Source organism: Tychonema sp. LEGE 07196 (assembly GCF_963890365.1).
In the GTDB taxonomy this organism is placed as follows: domain Bacteria; phylum Cyanobacteriota; class Cyanobacteriia; order Cyanobacteriales; family Microcoleaceae; genus Microcoleus.
Genome location: NZ_CAWPRX010000168.1, coordinates 16,695 through 33,964 on the forward strand (window position 1 = coordinate 16,695; position 17,270 = coordinate 33,964).

Below are 17,270 nucleotides of genomic sequence, written 5' to 3' on the forward strand. Positions count from 1 at the left end.
ATGAGTAAACTCGAATATCAAGTCGGCGGAAGTCTTGCCACCAATGCCGGAACCTATGTGATGCGAAAAGCAGATTCGCAACTCTACGAAGCTTTAATAGCCGGTGAGTTTTGTTACGTCCTAAACTCCAGACAAATGGGAAAATCTTCCCTATTAGTCCGCACCCTACACCGACTAAAATCGCAAGGCTATCAATGCACTACCCTCGATTTAACCCGCACTGGCAGCGAAAATATTACCCCTTTGCAGTGGTATAAAGGAGTCGCCGCCGAACTGTGGCGCGGCTTCAATCTTTTAGGGAAAATCAATTTAAAAACTTGGTGGCGAGATGAAGAAGAAGTTTCCCTGCTGCAAAGATTGAGTCATTTTATAGAAAATATCCTGCTCGTTCAATTCCCCCAAGATAAAATTTTTATCTTTGTCGATGAAATAGATAGTATTTTAGGCTTAGATTTTCCCGTTGATGACTTTTTTGCCTTAATTCGGTTTTGCTACAACCAACGCGCCCTTAATCCAGAGTATAATCGCCTTACCTTTGCCATTTTTGGAGTCGCTACCCCTAGCGACTTAATTGCTGACAAAAATCGGACTCCATTTAATATTGGAACGGCAATTGATTTGCCAGGATTTACCTTTGAGGAAGCGCAGCCTTTACTGGCGGGATTAGAAACAAGTGTAAACAATGCAGTGCCTGTTTTAAAAGAAATCTTAAATTGGACTGGCGGGCAACCTTTTCTTACGCAAAAGCTTTGCAACATAGTAGCGAATATTAGTCAAGAGAATGATAGCCAAATTTTAACTATTCCCCCAGGAACGGAGGCATTTTGGGTGGAAAATTTAGTGCGATCGCGCATCATCGACCACTGGCCAGCCTGCGACGAACCAGAGCATTTGAAAACAATCCGCGATCGCATCCTTCGCAACGAACAAAAAACCAGTAGATTGCTCGGAATTTACCAGCAAATCTTACAATCAGAACCCCCCCTAACCCCCCCTTGGCAAGGGGGGGGACAAGAGGATTTATCCCTAATTCAAGGGGGGTTACAAGAGGAATTGCCTGCCAAGAATAAAAAAGTTAGAGTATTAGTTGATGCGGCTCAATCTGTGGGGGTTTTGCCTTTGAATTTGATTGACTCTGGGGTTGACTTTTATGCTTTTACTGGTCACAAATGGTGGGGCGGCCCGGAAGGTTTGGGGGGACTTTATGTGAGTGCTGAAGCTTTGGCAGATTTGCATCCGGTGTTTATCGGTTGGCGGGGAATTGTGACGGATGCTAATGCTAAAGTCCTTGGGTGGAAGTCTGGATCGCAGCGCTATGAAATTGCGACTTCGGCTTATCCTTTGTATGCGGGTTTGCGGAGTGCGATCGCCCTGCAACATGAATGGGGTACGATCGAGAAAAGGTATGCAGAAATTTGCCGTTTGAGTAAGTATCTCTGGGAATGTTTGTCGGAACTTCCCGATGTAGAATGTTTGCGAAAATCTGCGCCGGAAGCTGGTTTGGTTTCGTTTAGATTAACTAACGGGATGCCGCACAAGCAGTTAGTTGATTTGTTGGAGAAACAGGGAATTATGGTGCGGACAATTCTTTCTCCTGATTGCGTGCGGGCTTGCGTTCACTATTTTACCACGGAGGTGGAGATTGATACGTTGGTTGGGGCGATCGCAACTCAAGTAGTATAGGCCGGGCGAGTTTATTTATAGTCTTGGACGCACGGGTAGTCAGAAACCGGATTTTTGCAAGAATACTTGGTTACAGCTACAGAAACGGCCAAAAACCCGGTTTCTTTGGTTTGGATGTGTAAGTCGCGTTAAATTTAGTTAAACAAGGAGAAAGTTCTGTCAACAAACAGCGAGTATTACATACCAGAATTCTCTCTGACACAACAAACAATAAAGGGAGAGGATATCCCCTTACCAGATCCGCTAGCAGAAGGAAGACCCCATACAACACTTGGAAGAAGAGATGGAAGTAATAATATTTGTTACCGCCAGTCAGCAACCTTTCCTTCATCAACTTGGCCGAAAGCTAATGGCTATGATGTGCCTTGGGGTAGAGTCGATTGGACGGATCACGATCGCCCATCCGATCATCCCAACCCCCATATCCACGAATTCCGCTACAATTGGGAACAGAAAAGATGGGAATCTGGATTGCAACAATTTTGGTGGTATCGCAGAGATGTTGATTAACTAAAGGAGAAATTATGGATGCCTGTTTTGAAATATTACTTTCGACAAGACAGACTCTTGAGTATTTAGAATGTCATCAGGAAACTTTTACTTGGGGTGATGTAGAATATCCCCAAGGTGAAAAATATTACCTTTGGGGCAAATATATAAAATTAGTAGAGCGGGAAATTCCGCCCCATATAATCAAGCGCTTACCCCCCGCTTATGGAAGTATGCAATGGCTGAATTTTTCCGTGCAAGGGAAAGCATTAGACTTGTTAGAATCCGAGGTGAATGGTTCAGAGATAGATTGGGAAGGCAAAAGTTTTGATGATTTTCTCAAGTTTATTTTGACTGAGCAATCTCAATGGGTTGTGGTATTTGAATGGCACTGCGATCGCATAGATAGTCTATATCAGCAGAATGTTAGTGAGTGTATTGGTCAGATTAAAAATAACTTGAAATGGGACAATAATAGAGAGGGATTTATTGTACTATCTGTACCGGAAAATGAGGTTGACTCATCTGCGATCGCGGGCGAACTTTCTGAACAAGATCAATTTGTTACTTCATTCCCCACAGCAACTCCACTATCAATCTCATTATGAAGATTCTCAGGCGCGATCGCTTCAACCAACTCCTCAAGGGAATACCGCCGACGAGTTACGGGTTCGATAATTTTCTTAGCGTCAATACAGGCATCTATTTCCTGAGAGTGGGCTGCATAAAAAGCGAGAACATCGTTCACTTGAGCTTCACTTAAATCATACTCAGCGGCAATTTGGTTTGGCGAAAAACCCCATTTCTGGGCTGCAATAACTACTGTTTGCACGCGCAAGCGAGTGCCGCGCAAAACGGGGACGAATTCGTCGCTAGCGCCCCGCACATAGGTAATTTCAGGAAAAGCGCGATCGTCTGATTTATCCAGCCCCGTTAACTTCATGCTTTTACAATAACAACGGGTCTATTTTAGCTTGTACCTCTTCAATTACATCTTGAGATACAGACTCAACCAATCGAATACCGCGAGCTTTCCAGTCTAAACACTTAATTTGATCTGCAAGAATTACCCCCTGAACTTTCAATCCAGCCGGTAGGATAACTTCAAAAGGATATCTTTTTTGTTGTTTTGTAATAGGCATGAATAGAGCTAAGGAGCTTTTCTCGTTGTATGAACGAGGCGACAGCACAAAAGCAGGTCTAAGTCCTTTTTGCTCGTGTCCCTTAGTTGGATCAAAGTCTAAATAAACGATATCGCCTCGACTCGGAACGTAGGGATTTGATTGTGTCACCAAACTTCGTTCCCCACAGCAACTCCAGTATCAACCTCAGTATGAACATTCTCTGGCGTAATTGCCTCAATTAGCTCCTCAAGCGAATACCGCCGACGAGTAATAGGCTCGATCGTCAGTTTGCCATCTATCAAGACAAGCTGCACTTGGGAACCCTCAGCCAAATTAATCTCTTTAGCTAAATTCTGTGGAATCCGAATAGCAAGACTGTTTCCCCACTTTGCGATCGTCGCAACCATAGCCTGAACCTCTAGCTAGTGATAGAACTCTGAGTAATTTACCCTTTTTAAAGAAATGTATATACAGCGTATCTACAGTGTAGCGACTAAGCGGACGTTTGACAAGCAAAATTTGATAAATCAAGTAAATCGCCCTTTCAGCCAAAAACACCAAAGGTCGATCGCCCTTTTCACCTAAATCAATCTCGATTTACCCACTCAAACAAAAAAAAACCGGGTTTTTACTTAATCTGTCGTCTTCAACGCAGTATTCTCGCAAAAACCCGGTTTCTCAGATCCTAATTAATGAGAATGGCCGTGATCGTGAGAATGTCCGTGCCCGTGAGAATGGCCGCCATGAGAATGGCCGCGATCTCCATGAGAATGACTGTGCTCGCCGCGTGCAACCAAACTCGGATTAACAGCAACCGCAGTCTCACTCAACAACGCTTCAATCTGCGGATTTGCCCACTCCGCCGCCATTTTCAAGAACTCAGGACGATCGTTCACGCAAGGCAATTTGCGGTAAGTTACTCCTTGACGCTGTTTCTGCAAAGACTCAATAACATGGTCAACATCTAACAAAGTTTCGTGATTTTCTGTCGCAAATCCGATCGGCATAAACACGATCGCAGTTGCACCCAAATCAATCAAATTCTTCGCAGCCAACGTCGCATCCGGCTGAGTCCACTCAATCAGCGGCGTGTCATGGTTCAGCCAACCCACCGAAATCAAAGGATAGCGATACATCAAACGTTCCCGCACGCGATCGTACAAAGCCTGACTTTCCACAATACCCGAAGTAAAACCCTTCGCCTTGTGCGGACAACCGTGATTCATCAGCACAATCCCAATCTGAGAAGGCAAATGCGCCACAGCCAAATCGTTCTTAATTTCCTCTTCCACCATATCAGCCATTAGCTGAATGTAAGCCGGTTCATCGTAAAAAGAAGGAATGTAGCGCTGTCCTTTTACCCAATGTTCGCCGCCATCAGTGGTTTTGACTAAAGCATTATTCACCTGTTCCACTGCAATGCCGCTAGTGAAAATAGAATCAACTACCAACAGCGGATAAATCAGGATTTTATCAAATCCTTCCGATTTAATTTCGGCAATTACTTGTTCCGGCAAAAACGGCGCGCAAAAGTTAAAAGCTTTGAAAACTTTTACTTTATCGCCCCATTTTTCCTGCAAATTCTTTTCAATTCCGGCGCGCTGCTGTTCAAAAATAGCATTGTGCGGCGAAACAAATTGACCGTGTTGGTGACTCCACTCGTGCAAGTCAAAAATTGCTAAAATCTTCGCCAGCGGCGGATAAATCCAAGTCGGTACCGGCGCGAATTTGGCGGTAAGTAAATTTAAAGCTTGTTCGTTGTAGTTGGCAAAATCGTCGTAGCTTTCGACTTCGCCGTAACCCATCAGCAAGACTGCAACGCGATCGTTACTTGCGGGTGCAGCAGATGTTTTTAACTCAATTTTTTCGGGAGAAGCAACCACTTTGTATTCCTCAATTTGAATTTTTTTAAGAGTCGCAGCAAGGATGAACCAGAATTGCGAAAAAAATCTGGTTTCTCGGCTGCCCGGATATCCCCATTATCCCGTAGTCCGCCAGGGGTTTCGGCTAGCGTTAAGTTTTATGTTTTCTTAAGACTTCCTCACCTTGCCTCCAGTTTCGGTGTTTCGGAGCGTTCCCAGCGTTTATTGTGGGGGGATACTCTTCAAACTCGACTCTGTTATTAGTTTAACATCCTATCCCCCTGGATAGCATATAATTAGTTAGGGTGTACAATTAAGTAAAGTTATGTTAAGCTGATAATTAATATTATTGAAGCAAGATGAGACTGGTAATTTGTCCGGGAGTTCACGACCCAAAACTAACCGATCGCTTCCTAGCGGGACTTTCGGAGGTGTGGGAACCAGACAATCTTCGGCAAAATACCCAAACATCTTACCCTGTCAAGATTTTTCCCGCTCATAAACACCCGCCTTTTTCAGCGCTTGACATATTTCACTTTTTATGCAGTCAAGAGTTGACCGGAGAAAGTTTAGTATTTGTGAGCTTTTCGGCAGGAGTAGCCGGGGCGATCGGGGCCGCATGGATGTGGCAGCAACTAGGCGGCCAAGTCGGGGCATTTTTTGCCCTAGACGGCTGGGGAGTACCCCTAGGGGGCAATTTTCCCATCCACAGGCTCAGCCACGATCGCTTCACGCACTGGAGTTCAGCCATTCTCGGCAGCGGTGGAGACAGCTTTTATGCAGATCCAGCGTTAGCGAAGCCCTCAAAGAGGATCGCACATTTAGATTTATGGCAAGATCCCCAAACCGCCAAAGGCTGGCACATCAGCCACACAGCCGCCGGCACTGAGACAGCCGCACCCACAACTGCAGCAAAATTTTTAGTCCACCTATTGAAACAGTACGGAGTCCAATCAGTTGTTTAATTTTAATTTAGTATCATCGGCGATCGCACCTATTGTCACGGTTTCTAGTCTAGAAAATCCTCTTTCTTCAGACAGAAAAAACAGCATCAAACAGTGGCTAATATTTTGTGCCTCAGCATTTTTAGTCTCAATTCCCGTCTTCGTGCAAGCACCCTTAGTTCGCTTGTATCCCACCATCAGCTTGCTTTCCACAATTCCCTGGTTCGTCCTCAGTTTAGTGCTAATTTTTCGCCCCAAAACCCAACTCTGGGGAGATTTATTATTAGGATTTGCCGGATGTTGGCTGGCTGGTTCCATCTATTGGGGCTGGTTTAGATGGGAACCTATTTTACATCTACCTATAGAAGCAATTGGGTTGCCTTTTGCTATTTGGTGCTTGAACAAATCTTGGGGAAAAGTTGGCAGCTATTTTTACTTGGGTTCGCTATTTGGTACTGCAATTACTGATTTATATTTTTATTTGACTGGGTTGATGCCTTACTGGCGGAAAGTTATGTACGCAGAACCGGAATTCGCTATGCCGATTTTTCAAAGTGCGATCGGGCAAATTGACACTCCTTGGGGCATAGGCTGCGCTCTACTTTTAATTGCTGTATTGCTAACCGTGGGTTTGTTGAGTTTGCGCGACGCACAATTGCACTGGCGCGCCTTCAGCGGTGCTGTTTTGAGCACGCTTTTGGTAGATGGTTTGTTTTGGCTGGCTGCTTCTGCTGTTTGAGATTTTTGACCGCAGATTTGGGCGGATTGACGCTGATTTTTTGATAGTTCGTTTGTCTGGTTTGTCTATTAATTTTGACTTGAGATTTTTGGGGATTTTTGACCGCAGATGTTGGTGGATCGATATCGTGTCCGGTCGATTCACAACAAACCGATGTTGACTGTTCGCTCGATCTAAGTCACAGTTTGATCGGGATTGCTTGGATTCCCGATTAACCGCTGATTTTTACAGTCCACCAGCCAATCTAACTGCTTCTAATTTATTGATTTTTTTGACAGTAAATTTTCTTTTAATCTTTTCCTGCTTGCATGATATGAGTTATGCTCGCCTCAGAGGCGATCGCCCGATCGCTCCTAAAGCAATCTTTAAGTGATTTGTAGGACTACTCGCTACCAGGCAAAAAGGTCGGCAGAACGTCTGGATATGCCCTGTCAGGCAGAACGATGAGTTAAAATCTAAAATCTAAAATCTAAAATCTAAAATTAAGCTCATGGCTTTCATTTCAATTGGCGGTGTAGAACATTATTACGAGTGGATAACCGCAGACAACAGCGCCCAACCCAGCGGCAAACCAGTAATGGTATTTCTCCACGGTTGGGCCGGCTCGGCGCGCTACTGGGAAAGCACGGCGCGGGCTATGGCTGATGATTTTGATTGTTTGCTGTACGATATGAGAGGTTTTGGTCGATCGCCCTTGCCGCCATCACCACCTGAGTCTAGCTACGAACTCGAAACCTACGCCCGCGACTTAGCCGAATTATTAGAAGCTTTGAATTTACCCCGCGTCTTTCTCAACGCTCACTCTACAGGTGCATCGGTTGCGACTTTATTTCTCAACCTTTATCCCGAAAAAGTAGAAAAAGCAATTCTTACTTGCAGCGGGATTTTTGAATACGACGAGAAAGCCTTTACAACTTTTCATAAATTCGGCGGTTATGTCGTGAAATTTCGGCCGTCTTGGCTGGCTTCTATCCCGTTTGCCGATCGCATCTTTATGGCCCGGTTTTTGCGCCAATCTCTCCCTACAGAGGTCAGTCTGGCGTTTCTCAAGGATTTTTTAATGGCAGACGAAGAAGCTGCTATTGGTACAATGGTGACGGCCGTCAGCAAAAGAGCTGCCGAGGAAATGCCCGAAGAATTCGCACGGTTGAGCGTTCCCACGCTGCTTGTAGCCGGAGAATTCGATCAAATTATTCCCGCCGTCATGGGAGAACAAGCAGCCTCCCTCAGCAAAAAAGTAGAATTTGTTATAATTCCCAATACGGCTCATTTTCCGATGTTGGAGGATGCCGCAACATATTTGCAGCGAATCCGAGACTTTTTGCCTGCAGCGGTTTAGTTTAGTTGTTGTTGGTTTAATGTACGATCGGAAAAGCCAGCTTTTAACGCTGTCTTTATTCCGATCTTAATTTTTAATTCGTAATTTCTTAAAGCGAAAGGTGGTAATATGAGCGACCTCGACCAATACTATAAAGTCCTGGATCTGCTGCCGGGAGCTTCCCGAGAAGAAATTACGCAAGCCTACAAGGATTTAGCGTTCATTTGGCATCCAGATCGCATCCCCAAAGACAATCCCAGATTATTGCAGAAAGCGGAAGAAAAGATTAAGCAAATTAATCAAGCTCGCGAACAATTGCGATCGATTCAGGTAAGAGGTCAGAATCAGAACGCTCAGCACAAAAATACTCAGTACAAACAACCTCAGCAACAAAATACCCAATACAAACAAACTCAGCAGCAATACACCCAGCAGCCATACACCCAGCAGCCATACACCCAGCAAAAACAAACTCAGCAACAAAATACCCAGCAGCAATACACCCAGCAAAAACAAGCTCAGCAACAAAACACCCAGCGAAAACAAACTCAGCAACAAAGCACCCAGCAACAAAACACCCAGCAACAAAACACTCAGTATCAAAACACTCAGTACAGAAATACTCAGCAACAAAACACTCAGTATCAAAACACTCAGTATCAAAACACTCAGCCACAAAATACTCAGCCGTCACAAGCAAAGCCAAAAGAATCCCGCTACTATCCCGAACCCTCTTCAGGAAATTATGCTGGCAATTATGCTGAAAAATATGCTGAAAAATATGCTCCCAATCCTACAGGGCCCTATTCTGAGGCTTCCCGCTACCAATCGCCACCGCCACAGCCATCTCAACCTTACCGCCCTGCTGCGCCGCAAGCTCCCGATTTGAGCGGTTCTAACTTTAAAGGAGCTTCCTTGAAAGAAAAAGATTTTTCAGGGAGAAACTTGAGCAATGCAAACCTGAGCGAAGCTGACTTAAGCGATACTTTTCTGCACAATATCAACCTTACAGGTGCGAATTTGCAAAAAGCTAACTTGTTTAGAGCAAACTTGTTAGGGGCTTGTTTGATCAATGCTAATTTGAGAGAAACTAATTTAATCGGAGCAGATTTGAGCGGTGCAGACTTGAGCGGTGCGGATTTAACGGGTGCTAAAATCGGTTATGGCGATCGGGTAATGGTCAAACTTACGGGAGCTAGATTAACAGGTGCAATATTACCCGACGGTAGTGTTCATAGCTGAATGATTGAGTTTTGCAAAAATCTTAATTTTAGCAAATTTCCGCTCCAAACTTATATTATGCTCCTTAGAACAACAGCAATAAAATGAGTTAGTAGCGCGGACTTCAGTCCGTTCTTAAATTGCGGACTTTAGTACGCAACTAAGCGATATTTACTTATCGCAGTCAATCCACCGGACATCAGATAAAACCCCGTTACTGGCTCCATCGAGGTCGATCGAATTTAATACTAATTCTTCCGCCCGCGCAACTTTCGTCCAGCCGCCAGCATCGCGCCTCCCGCCATCAAACCCGCCACAGTCATCGGTTCGGGAACTGGCTGCGCTGGAACCGTCCCCACAGAACCGCCTTTAATAAATACAGCAGAATCTAAATTACCGTCACCCACATCTTTAATGCGGATACTCAAAACATTCGTCTGATTTTGCTTGAGCAAACCCTCAAAACCTAAAACTTTAGTAAAACCATCCAGCCTAACAATATTAGCAGCAACACCTGTCAAACTTGGGTTGTCAATATAGTCTGGGTGATCTTGAGAGCGATTATACGGATCGGGAACAAGATTATTAATTGTCACTATTTGCCCGTCGCTCAATTTGGCTAAATTAGTGCCGTTTAGCAGCAGTTCAAAATCGTCATTAAATTCAGAGCCGCCAAACTCAGGAAACTCCTCAGAAGCAAATACATATTGAAAAACCAACTTTTCAACAGTGCTATTAGCAAAAAAACTGAGGTTGAGCTGAGTCAAATCTCCCTCTTCGCCCTTTGGCCCAAAGTCCGTGTTTAAATCGCTGCTGTTGGTGATTACGTTATCTTTCTGATTCTGACCCGGTATATTTGTGACTTTACCGGTGCTGAGAACAACACCTGATGTCAAACCAAAGGGGTCATTCATAAAAGTACCAAAAGCAGCAGAATTCCCGCTAATTGAAACTGAAAAATCACTCAGTCCGGCTGTATTATTTCCCAATAATTTGTTTTTCAAAGTCTCAGTGTTGTTAGTTGCTCCTACCGAAAATGCCATTGCTGGGGCGGCCAACAAGCTCAGAGCAGCAGTTAATGTAGCCAGTTTGTTAAGATTTATCATAGTTTTTGTGTGATAATTGTTAAGCTGATTCATTACGTAACTTCATTTTCACATTATATAAGTATCAATGTCTAGGGCCTTTACAATGACTTCACATCTCCGTATATTTACGGTTTTTGTGGAAAATTATATGGATATTTTTTGGTGGTTAGTCAGTCAATAAACCTCATACCAATGGAATAAAGTAGTGCTAGATATTACCCCCCCAACCCCCCCGAACTCGCGGGGGGGCTAAGACTTCATCTATAGCACATAGGTCAGAAAAATGGTATCAGTGCAAAAATATTGAGTCCGAAATACACGCAGACAAACGAATAATGTCTAGACTTACACACTGGATACCAATTAAAACGAGTTTTTATACGGTTGGCGATCGCCACAATTACTAATGACAGATCGTGGATGACTAAAACCCTTTTGCTTCTCCTTCCCCGCGCGGATCGGCAGCCCCTTCCAACCAACCATCAGGCGTAAGGACGATCGCATTAGCATTTCCCCAGCCGTCACGTTCCACAATCTGGTGTCCCCGGCGGCGCAACTCCGATAGCGTCGCAGCATCAAAACCTCCGCGTTCCACCATCAGGCGATCGGGCAGCCACTGGTGGTGAATTCTCGGTGCAGATACAGCCTCGCCGACATTCATATCGTAAACCAACACGTTCAGCACAATTTGCAAAACCGTGGTGATAATCGTGCTACCTCCGGGGGCACCGGCAGCGAGGCGAAATTTGCCATTTTCTGTGACAATCACCGGTGTCATGCTGGATAAAGGAGTTTTTCCAGGGGCGATCGAATTTGCCTCACCGCCCACCAAACCAGACGACAAATTCGGCACTCCCGGCGCAGCGGCAAAATCGTCCATCTCGTTGTTGAGCAAAATTCCCGTACCCGCCGCCACCACCGCAGCCCCAAAACCGCCATTCACCGTAAACGTCAAACTCACCACATTCCGATCCGAGTCAACTACCGTCAGGTGAGTAGTTTCCGGCGACTCGCGCACAAAACGGCTCAAAGTTTTAGCATCAACAGCTTTTACCTCCGTCGAGGGTTTGGCTGTTGTCATGTCGATTTGCGATCGGCGAAATTTGCCATAATTCTTGCTAGTCAAAGCTTTAACCGGTACGCTGACAAAATCCGGATCGCCCAAATACTCAGCCCTGTCAGCATAAGCAATTCGCATCGACTCCGCCAGTAAATGTAGCGTATCTGGACTTTTCCTCCCCAACCTTTTGAGATCGGTATCTCCGAGGATATTTAAGATTTGCAACAAATGAACGCCGCCGGAAGAAGGAGGCGACATCGCACAAATTTGGTAAGCGCGAAAGTTACCGCAAACCGGATTGCGCCAAATCGGCGTATAGTTTTTCAAATCTTCGAGAGTCATGATGCCGCCGTTTTTAGCCATGTCGCTGGCGATCGCCCGCGCAATATCCCCGCGATAAAAACTTTGCGGGTTTTGAGAAATTTGCCGCAAAGTCCGCGCCAAATCCCGCTGCACCAAAAGTTCTCCCGGTTGGTATAAAATGCCGCCGCGAGTAAAAACATCCCGTGCCGCCCGGTTTTTTTCGATCGCATCCACTCGCCCCCCAACAGCCTTTGTGAAGCGCGAACTCACCGGAAAGCCATTTTCCGCAAGGGCGATCGCCGGAGCCACCACCCGCGCCCAAGGCAACTTCCCGTACTCGCGGTGCACCGTATAAAGTCCAGCCACCGTACCCGGAATACCCGCAGCCAAATGCCCGTCCCGACTCGCCCTAGGGCGCACCTTGCCTTGCTTGTCGAGGTACATATCCCGCCCCGCCCGTTTCGGAGCTCGTTCCCGGAAATCCAGCGCTTGCACAGTCCCCGTTTCTGCCCGCCGCAGCAGCAAAAAACCCCCGCCCCCGATACCCGCCGAAAAAGGTTCCACCACCGAAATCGCCAAAGCCGTAGCAGCCGCCGCATCCACCGCATTGCCTCCCTCTTGCAACACCCTCAACCCCGCAGCACTCGCCAGAGGGTGAGCCGAAACAGCCATACCCTGTTTGCTGCGCTGCTGCAACTTTGGCTGTAGTTGCTGCTGGCAACCGCCGAACAGCAAAACCGTTAGGAAACAAGTATAAATTCGCACTTTACCGCTTAACTTAAAAAACATTCGCCCCCCCCATTCTTCAGTTGATTTTACAGCATAATTTGAATAACATCATCCTAAAGATATAGATTAAATCTCAATTAAAATACAATAATTAATAGCTACAAAGTTACTATTTCAATTAGTCCAATAGTTTAATTACAATACTCCCGACACTTTTTGATGGGGCGACCAAAACCCGCATTCTACCGTTAATATTTCACAGAATGGAGAATATCCCACCCTAATTATGCCGATTGTCGTTACCTAAATCTCCTAAAAACCCTCACCGCGATACCGCTCTTAGAATAAATTCCCTGACTGAGAGCGGTATCGCGCGCGTGAGGGTTTCACCAGAAACGGGCAATAACAATAATTCTACCGTTGGCGATTAAAAGCTGTCCCGACTATTATGATATCAAAAGTTAATTCAATGAATTTAATCTAAAAGAATTAACAAGGTTATATAATGGTGGAACTAGAGTCTTGTTAACAGTGCGTACAAAATACGATAGCACAAAAATAGCATGGGAGCATTTCCGACTTTAAAAAAGCATTTTTTTAAGACTTACGAGCGTTAAAGTAAAACACAGATACTCCTAATAGCATCCTATTTCTGTGCCTCCCTAAACGCGAGGCGGTGGAAAGAAGCTGGAACGATCGAAACTATAACAACAGTCTGGCTGGAAAGTCAACAGCTCAAATAAAGCCTTGGAAATCGCACTCGATCGCACTTCCTGGCTTTCAAAGCCTGCAATTTGCAGTTTACGTATAAAACTCCTACTTTCTAAGTATTTTCATGGAATCTTCATTCCTAAGTTGCGAAAACCATACTTAAGAAAATAACTACCAAACTCTAGCTAATTAAGTTTATGAACAACGAAAAAGTCAGTATAATTATTCCTGCATTTAATGCAGCAGACACTCTAACCGAAACAGTTGTTTCCGCAGTCAACGGTACTCACAAGCATTTAGAAATTTTAATTATTGATGACTTCTCTACTGACGCTACTGCCCAAATTGCTGCTAAACTGGCAGAACAAGATTCGAGAATTCAATTTTTCCAAAATTCCGAAAATTACGGGGTTTCTAAGGCTAGAAATTTAATGATACATCGAGCAACGGGCAAGTATGTAGCGTTTCTCGACAGCGACGATACCTGGGAAGCAAACAAGCTAGAAGTTTGTTTAAAAATGCTCGAAGACAATCCCGAAGTCAAAGCTGTGGCTCATGCTTTGCGATATTTAGACAAGCACGGCAACAAGTTGGGCTATATTGCCACCTATCCTACAACTAAAGCAGAAATGCAGGCGATTAAGGAGACAGGTGAAAGTCCTTGGGTTTTTCCGTCTTCTGTGGTAGTCGATCGCTCTATTCTACTCCAAGAAGGTGGCTTTGCAGAAGATTGGCAGGTAGGAGAAGATACAGAATTATTTACCAAAATTGCTCAAAAGCACGGCTTGTTAGCAACCAAGACACCTTTAGGAAATTATCGAATTAGAGGGAACTCTCTGACAGACAAACACTGGCTGAAAAAGCGCATAGCTGCTGATTGTGTCAAGGAAAACCAACTGCGACGCTTGCGGGGAGAACAAGAGTTATCGCTCAACGAGTACGAACAGGTATGTTTTGATAATTTGCCACGGTTGAAAAAATTTAACAAATTTCGAGAACTTTTAGCACTGCACTACATGAGAAAGCTGGGACAAAGCTGGTTAAATCGGGAAGTGTTGCAGACTCTAATGTACGGCATTGCTACCACAGTGTTGTCTCCGAAAGGTGCTGTGAACAAATGGAAATGGATAAAGGCTCACGATCCGTTGGGCGATTTAACTGTAGAAGACACAAGTGATTCGGTAGAATTGAACTCTCAGCAATCGTCCCAAATCGGCGGGAAATCCTAGAGGAGATTGTGTCCGGTCAATTGACCGCAATAAGATTGGTTCGCGCCGGCCTAATGCGAGTCCGCTTTGATTCTGCAGACGGTCGTCCGCACTACGAACCTTTTTTTTTGTTACGATCGTAGACCGGACATGATATCAAACCCCTTTTTTAGGCAGAAAGTTAAAAGCAAAGATTTAGAAAAAATTCTGTTTTGTACTTTCTGCTTTTCAGAGGACGATCGCCTTTTTAGTTTAAACTTGATGAAATTTATGGACTGGCAAGAAGTTTCCGGCAACTGGGTATTAATTCCTTCTAAACCGATCGCGATCGTGCACTTTCTCGGCGGTGCATTTGTGGCGAGTGCGCCGCAACTAACCTATCGCTGGCTGTTAGAGGCTTTGGGAAATCAGGGATATGTTGTAGTAGCAACGCCGTTTGTCAATACTTTGGATCATATTGCGATCGCCCGCGATGTCCTCAACAAATTTGAAAATGCCCTCGATCGCCTGCGGGCCACTAAATTGCTCAAATCGTCCTATCTCCCCATCTACGGGATAGGGCACAGCATGGGATGCAAACTGCACTTGCTGATCGGTTCCGTGTTTGATGTAGAAAGGGCCGGCAATATTCTGATTTCTTTCAACAATTATGCAGCCTCCGAAGCCATTCCCATCGTCGAGCAAATTTCCCCCGTCTTTAAAGTAGAGTTTACCCCTTCCCCGCAAGACACCAATCGCCTCGTCCAAGATAGCTATCAAATCCGGCGCAATCTTTTAGTCAAATTTAACGGCGACAACATCGACCAAACCCTGCTGTTAACAAATCTGCTCAAACCCAGATTTCCCGACATGATTACAGTTCAAACCCTCGCCGGCAACCATCAAACGCCCTTGGGTCAAGATGTTAGCTGGCCTGTGGGTCAAATTTTTACACCCTTCGACGCGATCGGACAATGGGTCAAACAAGAAGTGTATCGGGAATTAAATCAATTAAAACGGACAATTCTGCTGTGGCTTAATCCTTTGTCAAAGGATTTTAAATCTTAAAGTTCCGATTTTAGCTGCGTGAAATTAAATTTATAAATTACCAATAAACTCTATCTGTAGTGCTTGGGTTTCCTATTGCCGCTACCAATAGCGTTAAAAATCCCTTTGCGTAAGTCCTAACACTGCCGGAGGGATGTTTGATCTGTGCACTGGTAGCGAAAAAGATCCTACTTTTCCGACTTTTCCGACTTTAAAGATCCGACTTTTCCGACTTTACTTCAGCCTGAGTGGTGAGTCAACATAGCGATAGGTGCATCTGAGACTAGGTAAATTACCGCCTAAATTAATCGCAAGTTGTTTGTCCACCTAGAGTTTCAGGCTCCACAGATGTTAAGTTGTAGTTCTGCACCAATCCCTTGCTCATGCACTCCAGATATAGATTCAGCTTTTTGGAAATTGTGGCAAGATAATCAAGATTACCTTTACCGTTGCTGTCGCAAGTGGATGGGAAATCCAACCGATGCCGAAGATGCCCTCAGTCGGGCGATGCTCAAAGCTTGGGAGAAAGCAAGAGATGGTAAAGGTGATATCAAAAACTTCAAGGCTTGGTTAACCAAACTGACTTATAACCTGTGCGCCGATATCCATCGAGAGCGCAACAGAAGTGCAGTAGGAGTTGACAGTTTAGACACCATTGCTCTAGGAAACGAAACCGAATTAATTAGCCAAGAAGAAACACCAGTTCGCGCTGCTATGGAGCGCGAACTCGAATTATTTTTTAGCGCCGCAATAGATGAGTTGCCAGATAGATTGCGCGAGACTTTTATTCTCCATTTTGAATCAGGGCTATCTTATCAAGATATTGCCGAACAGCTTGGTATATCCTACGATAACGTCCGCAAGCGGATTTCCCAGGCGCGGGGAATTTTGCGCCAGCGGTTCAATGAAAATTTCGGGGAAGATGGGACTGACTCTGATTTTTCTAATCCTAAGTCGAGGGTTTCTCCTCAGTCTGCAAAAGGGAAAAAGTCTCAGAATATTGTTGAAAAAAAAATTGTTAAAGAGGAGATAGAAACAAGAGAAATTCTTGGTGACGGAGTTCAAGAGCCGGTTTTAGTGAATGCTCAATCTGATGGGGAGATAGGAGAAATAGAAATTGTTGCTGGTGACGGAGTTCCACAAGCGGCGGCGTGTGTTTTGCATCTAGGCGCGAAAGATTATTCGCCCCTGCAGATATTGGCAAATAGTCTGGGGAATGACAGCGAAAAAGCGATCGCGCCTAACGCCAACAGCCGATTGCTTTCTGAGTCTTGGGAAAGCCAAAAAGCTCTTGCTGTGGGGGCAGCATTAATGGTGCCCCCACGCCAAGCTGTTGTACTACCAGCGAGTGCAATCCGCTGTATTCCCAGTTTCTCAACGCCAGAAAACCCATACTTGCCCGAAATGCGATCGCGCCAAATGCGATCGCGCCAGGGTGCCCGAGGCATATCGCGCAACGGTGCGTCTTGTGTATCGCCTTTTCTACTGTACAGGAGGATGTGGGCAGACAGTGGCGGTGGCTTGCTTTCTTCCATCTGAAAAATAGGCAGGCAGAAAATCGCTTTAAATCAGTTTTTACAGCCGATTGCTTTCTGAGTCTTGGGAAGCCAAAAGCTATTGGCGTGCAGGTGGCATTAATGCTGGCGCGAGCTGCAATCCCCTATATTCCCGCTTTCTCTATGACCCAGCCCAAAAACGGATACCGTGCCACGTACTCCTGTCGTGGAAAAATAAAAATTTTAGACCCTAGTTCAAGCTCCCAGAT

15 protein-coding genes and 1 pseudogene are annotated in these 17,270 nt (G+C 45.1%); 10 read left to right on the forward strand and 6 right to left on the reverse strand.

Going from position 1 to position 17,270, the window contains the following annotated elements; genetic code table 11:
- From AACV78_RS19415 to AACV78_RS19425, 3 genes and pseudogenes are all read left to right on the forward strand, one after another.
- Window positions 1-969 (forward strand): annotated as a pseudogene (locus AACV78_RS19415) (AAA-like domain-containing protein); the annotation flags it as partial.
- A gap of 84 nt (window positions 970-1,053) precedes the next feature.
- Window positions 1,054-1,683 carry an aminotransferase class V-fold PLP-dependent enzyme gene (locus AACV78_RS19420; protein WP_339383737.1) on the forward strand — a complete coding sequence of 210 codons (630 nt, stop codon included), beginning with the start codon at window positions 1,054-1,056 and terminating at the stop codon, window positions 1,681-1,683.
- 524 nt (window positions 1,684-2,207) lie between these two features.
- Complete coding sequence (locus tag AACV78_RS19425) at window positions 2,208-2,780, forward strand: hypothetical protein (RefSeq protein WP_194012667.1); 573 nt, start codon at window positions 2,208-2,210, stop codon at window positions 2,778-2,780.
- Here AACV78_RS19425 and AACV78_RS19430 read toward each other — a convergent pair.
- From AACV78_RS19430 to AACV78_RS19445, 4 genes are all read right to left on the reverse strand, one after another.
- Window positions 2,729-3,115 carry a DUF433 domain-containing protein gene (locus AACV78_RS19430; protein WP_228041967.1) on the reverse strand — a complete coding sequence of 129 codons (387 nt, stop codon included), beginning with the start codon at window positions 3,113-3,115 and terminating at the stop codon, window positions 2,729-2,731. The genes AACV78_RS19425 and AACV78_RS19430 overlap by 52 nt on opposite strands.
- 4 nt (window positions 3,116-3,119) lie before the next feature.
- Window positions 3,120-3,464: an endoribonuclease MazF gene (mazF, locus tag AACV78_RS19435; protein WP_339383726.1), complete on the reverse strand. Its 345-nt coding sequence runs from the start codon at window positions 3,462-3,464 to the stop codon at window positions 3,120-3,122.
- Entirely contained in the window at window positions 3,461-3,703 is a 243-nt protein-coding gene (locus AACV78_RS19440; RefSeq protein WP_194012669.1) for an AbrB/MazE/SpoVT family DNA-binding domain-containing protein, read from the reverse strand. The genes mazF and AACV78_RS19440 overlap by 4 nt, the downstream gene beginning before the upstream one ends.
- Before the next feature lie 282 nt (window positions 3,704-3,985).
- Window positions 3,986-5,179: a ferrochelatase gene (locus tag AACV78_RS19445; RefSeq protein WP_194012670.1), complete on the reverse strand. Its 1,194-nt coding sequence runs from the start codon at window positions 5,177-5,179 to the stop codon at window positions 3,986-3,988.
- A gap of 338 nt (window positions 5,180-5,517) precedes the next feature.
- Between AACV78_RS19445 and AACV78_RS19450 the strand changes: the two genes are divergently transcribed.
- The 4 genes from AACV78_RS19450 (at window position 5,518) to AACV78_RS19465 (ending at window position 9,401) form a co-directional block, all read left to right on the forward strand.
- The gene (locus AACV78_RS19450; RefSeq protein WP_194012671.1) at window positions 5,518-6,123 is read left to right on the forward strand and encodes a hypothetical protein; all 606 of its coding nucleotides are present in this window, start codon (window positions 5,518-5,520) and stop codon (window positions 6,121-6,123) included.
- The gene (locus AACV78_RS19455) at window positions 6,116-6,841 is read left to right on the forward strand and encodes a DUF3120 domain-containing protein (RefSeq protein ID WP_194012672.1); all 726 of its coding nucleotides are present in this window, start codon (window positions 6,116-6,118) and stop codon (window positions 6,839-6,841) included. Before AACV78_RS19450 ends, AACV78_RS19455 begins: the two co-directional genes overlap by 8 nt.
- A gap of 490 nt (window positions 6,842-7,331) precedes the next feature.
- Window positions 7,332-8,180 (forward strand): alpha/beta fold hydrolase, encoded by an 849-nt coding sequence (locus AACV78_RS19460; protein WP_194012673.1) that lies wholly within the window; start codon window positions 7,332-7,334, stop codon window positions 8,178-8,180.
- A gap of 108 nt (window positions 8,181-8,288) precedes the next feature.
- Window positions 8,289-9,401, forward strand: coding sequence for a pentapeptide repeat-containing protein (locus AACV78_RS19465; protein ID WP_194012674.1), 1,113 nt, complete (start codon window positions 8,289-8,291; stop codon window positions 9,399-9,401).
- Window positions 9,402-9,628: 227 nt separating this feature from the next.
- Here the strand turns inward: AACV78_RS19465 and AACV78_RS19470 are convergent, their stop codons facing one another.
- Both AACV78_RS19470 and ggt read right to left on the reverse strand, forming a co-directional pair.
- Window positions 9,629-10,486, reverse strand: coding sequence for a choice-of-anchor L family PEP-CTERM protein (locus tag AACV78_RS19470; protein ID WP_194012675.1), 858 nt, complete (start codon window positions 10,484-10,486; stop codon window positions 9,629-9,631).
- A 406-nt stretch (window positions 10,487-10,892) separates the two neighbouring features.
- Window positions 10,893-12,620 carry a gamma-glutamyltransferase gene (gene ggt / locus AACV78_RS19475; RefSeq protein WP_194011017.1) on the reverse strand — a complete coding sequence of 576 codons (1,728 nt, stop codon included), beginning with the start codon at window positions 12,618-12,620 and terminating at the stop codon, window positions 10,893-10,895.
- A gap of 848 nt (window positions 12,621-13,468) precedes the next feature.
- Here ggt and AACV78_RS19480 point away from each other — a divergent pair.
- The 3 genes from AACV78_RS19480 (at window position 13,469) to AACV78_RS19490 (ending at window position 17,044) form a co-directional block, all read left to right on the forward strand.
- Window positions 13,469-14,500: a glycosyltransferase family 2 protein gene (locus AACV78_RS19480; RefSeq protein ID WP_228041968.1), complete on the forward strand. Its 1,032-nt coding sequence runs from the start codon at window positions 13,469-13,471 to the stop codon at window positions 14,498-14,500.
- 249 nt (window positions 14,501-14,749) lie between these two features.
- Window positions 14,750-15,526, forward strand: coding sequence for a DUF1350 family protein (locus AACV78_RS19485; protein WP_194011022.1), 777 nt, complete (start codon window positions 14,750-14,752; stop codon window positions 15,524-15,526).
- Between the two features lie 327 nt (window positions 15,527-15,853).
- The gene (locus AACV78_RS19490; protein ID WP_194011016.1) at window positions 15,854-17,044 is read left to right on the forward strand and encodes an RNA polymerase sigma factor; all 1,191 of its coding nucleotides are present in this window, start codon (window positions 15,854-15,856) and stop codon (window positions 17,042-17,044) included.
- Window positions 17,045-17,270: the final 226 nt, after the last annotated feature.

What these genes read in the sequence shown, in the direction of transcription:
- AACV78_RS19425 (WP_194012667.1), top strand. Translation starts at nt 2,208, where the DNA reads ATGGATGCCTGTTTTGAAATATTACTTTCGACAAGACAGACTCTTGAG.
- AACV78_RS19430 (WP_228041967.1), bottom strand. Translation starts at nt 3,115, where the DNA reads ATGAAGTTAACGGGGCTGGATAAATCAGACGATCGCGCTTTTCCTGAA.
- AACV78_RS19440 (WP_194012669.1), bottom strand. Translation starts at nt 3,703, where the DNA reads ATGGTTGCGACGATCGCAAAGTGGGGAAACAGTCTTGCTATTCGGATT.
- AACV78_RS19450 (WP_194012671.1), top strand. Translation starts at nt 5,518, where the DNA reads ATGAGACTGGTAATTTGTCCGGGAGTTCACGACCCAAAACTAACCGAT.
- AACV78_RS19460 (WP_194012673.1), top strand. Translation starts at nt 7,332, where the DNA reads ATGGCTTTCATTTCAATTGGCGGTGTAGAACATTATTACGAGTGGATA.
- AACV78_RS19465 (WP_194012674.1), top strand. Translation starts at nt 8,289, where the DNA reads ATGAGCGACCTCGACCAATACTATAAAGTCCTGGATCTGCTGCCGGGA.
- AACV78_RS19470 (WP_194012675.1), bottom strand. Translation starts at nt 10,486, where the DNA reads ATGATAAATCTTAACAAACTGGCTACATTAACTGCTGCTCTGAGCTTG.
- ggt (WP_194011017.1), bottom strand. Translation starts at nt 12,620, where the DNA reads ATGTTTTTTAAGTTAAGCGGTAAAGTGCGAATTTATACTTGTTTCCTA.
- AACV78_RS19480 (WP_228041968.1), top strand. Translation starts at nt 13,469, where the DNA reads ATGAACAACGAAAAAGTCAGTATAATTATTCCTGCATTTAATGCAGCA.
- AACV78_RS19485 (WP_194011022.1), top strand. Translation starts at nt 14,750, where the DNA reads ATGGACTGGCAAGAAGTTTCCGGCAACTGGGTATTAATTCCTTCTAAA.
- AACV78_RS19490 (WP_194011016.1), top strand. Translation starts at nt 15,854, where the DNA reads ATGTTAAGTTGTAGTTCTGCACCAATCCCTTGCTCATGCACTCCAGAT.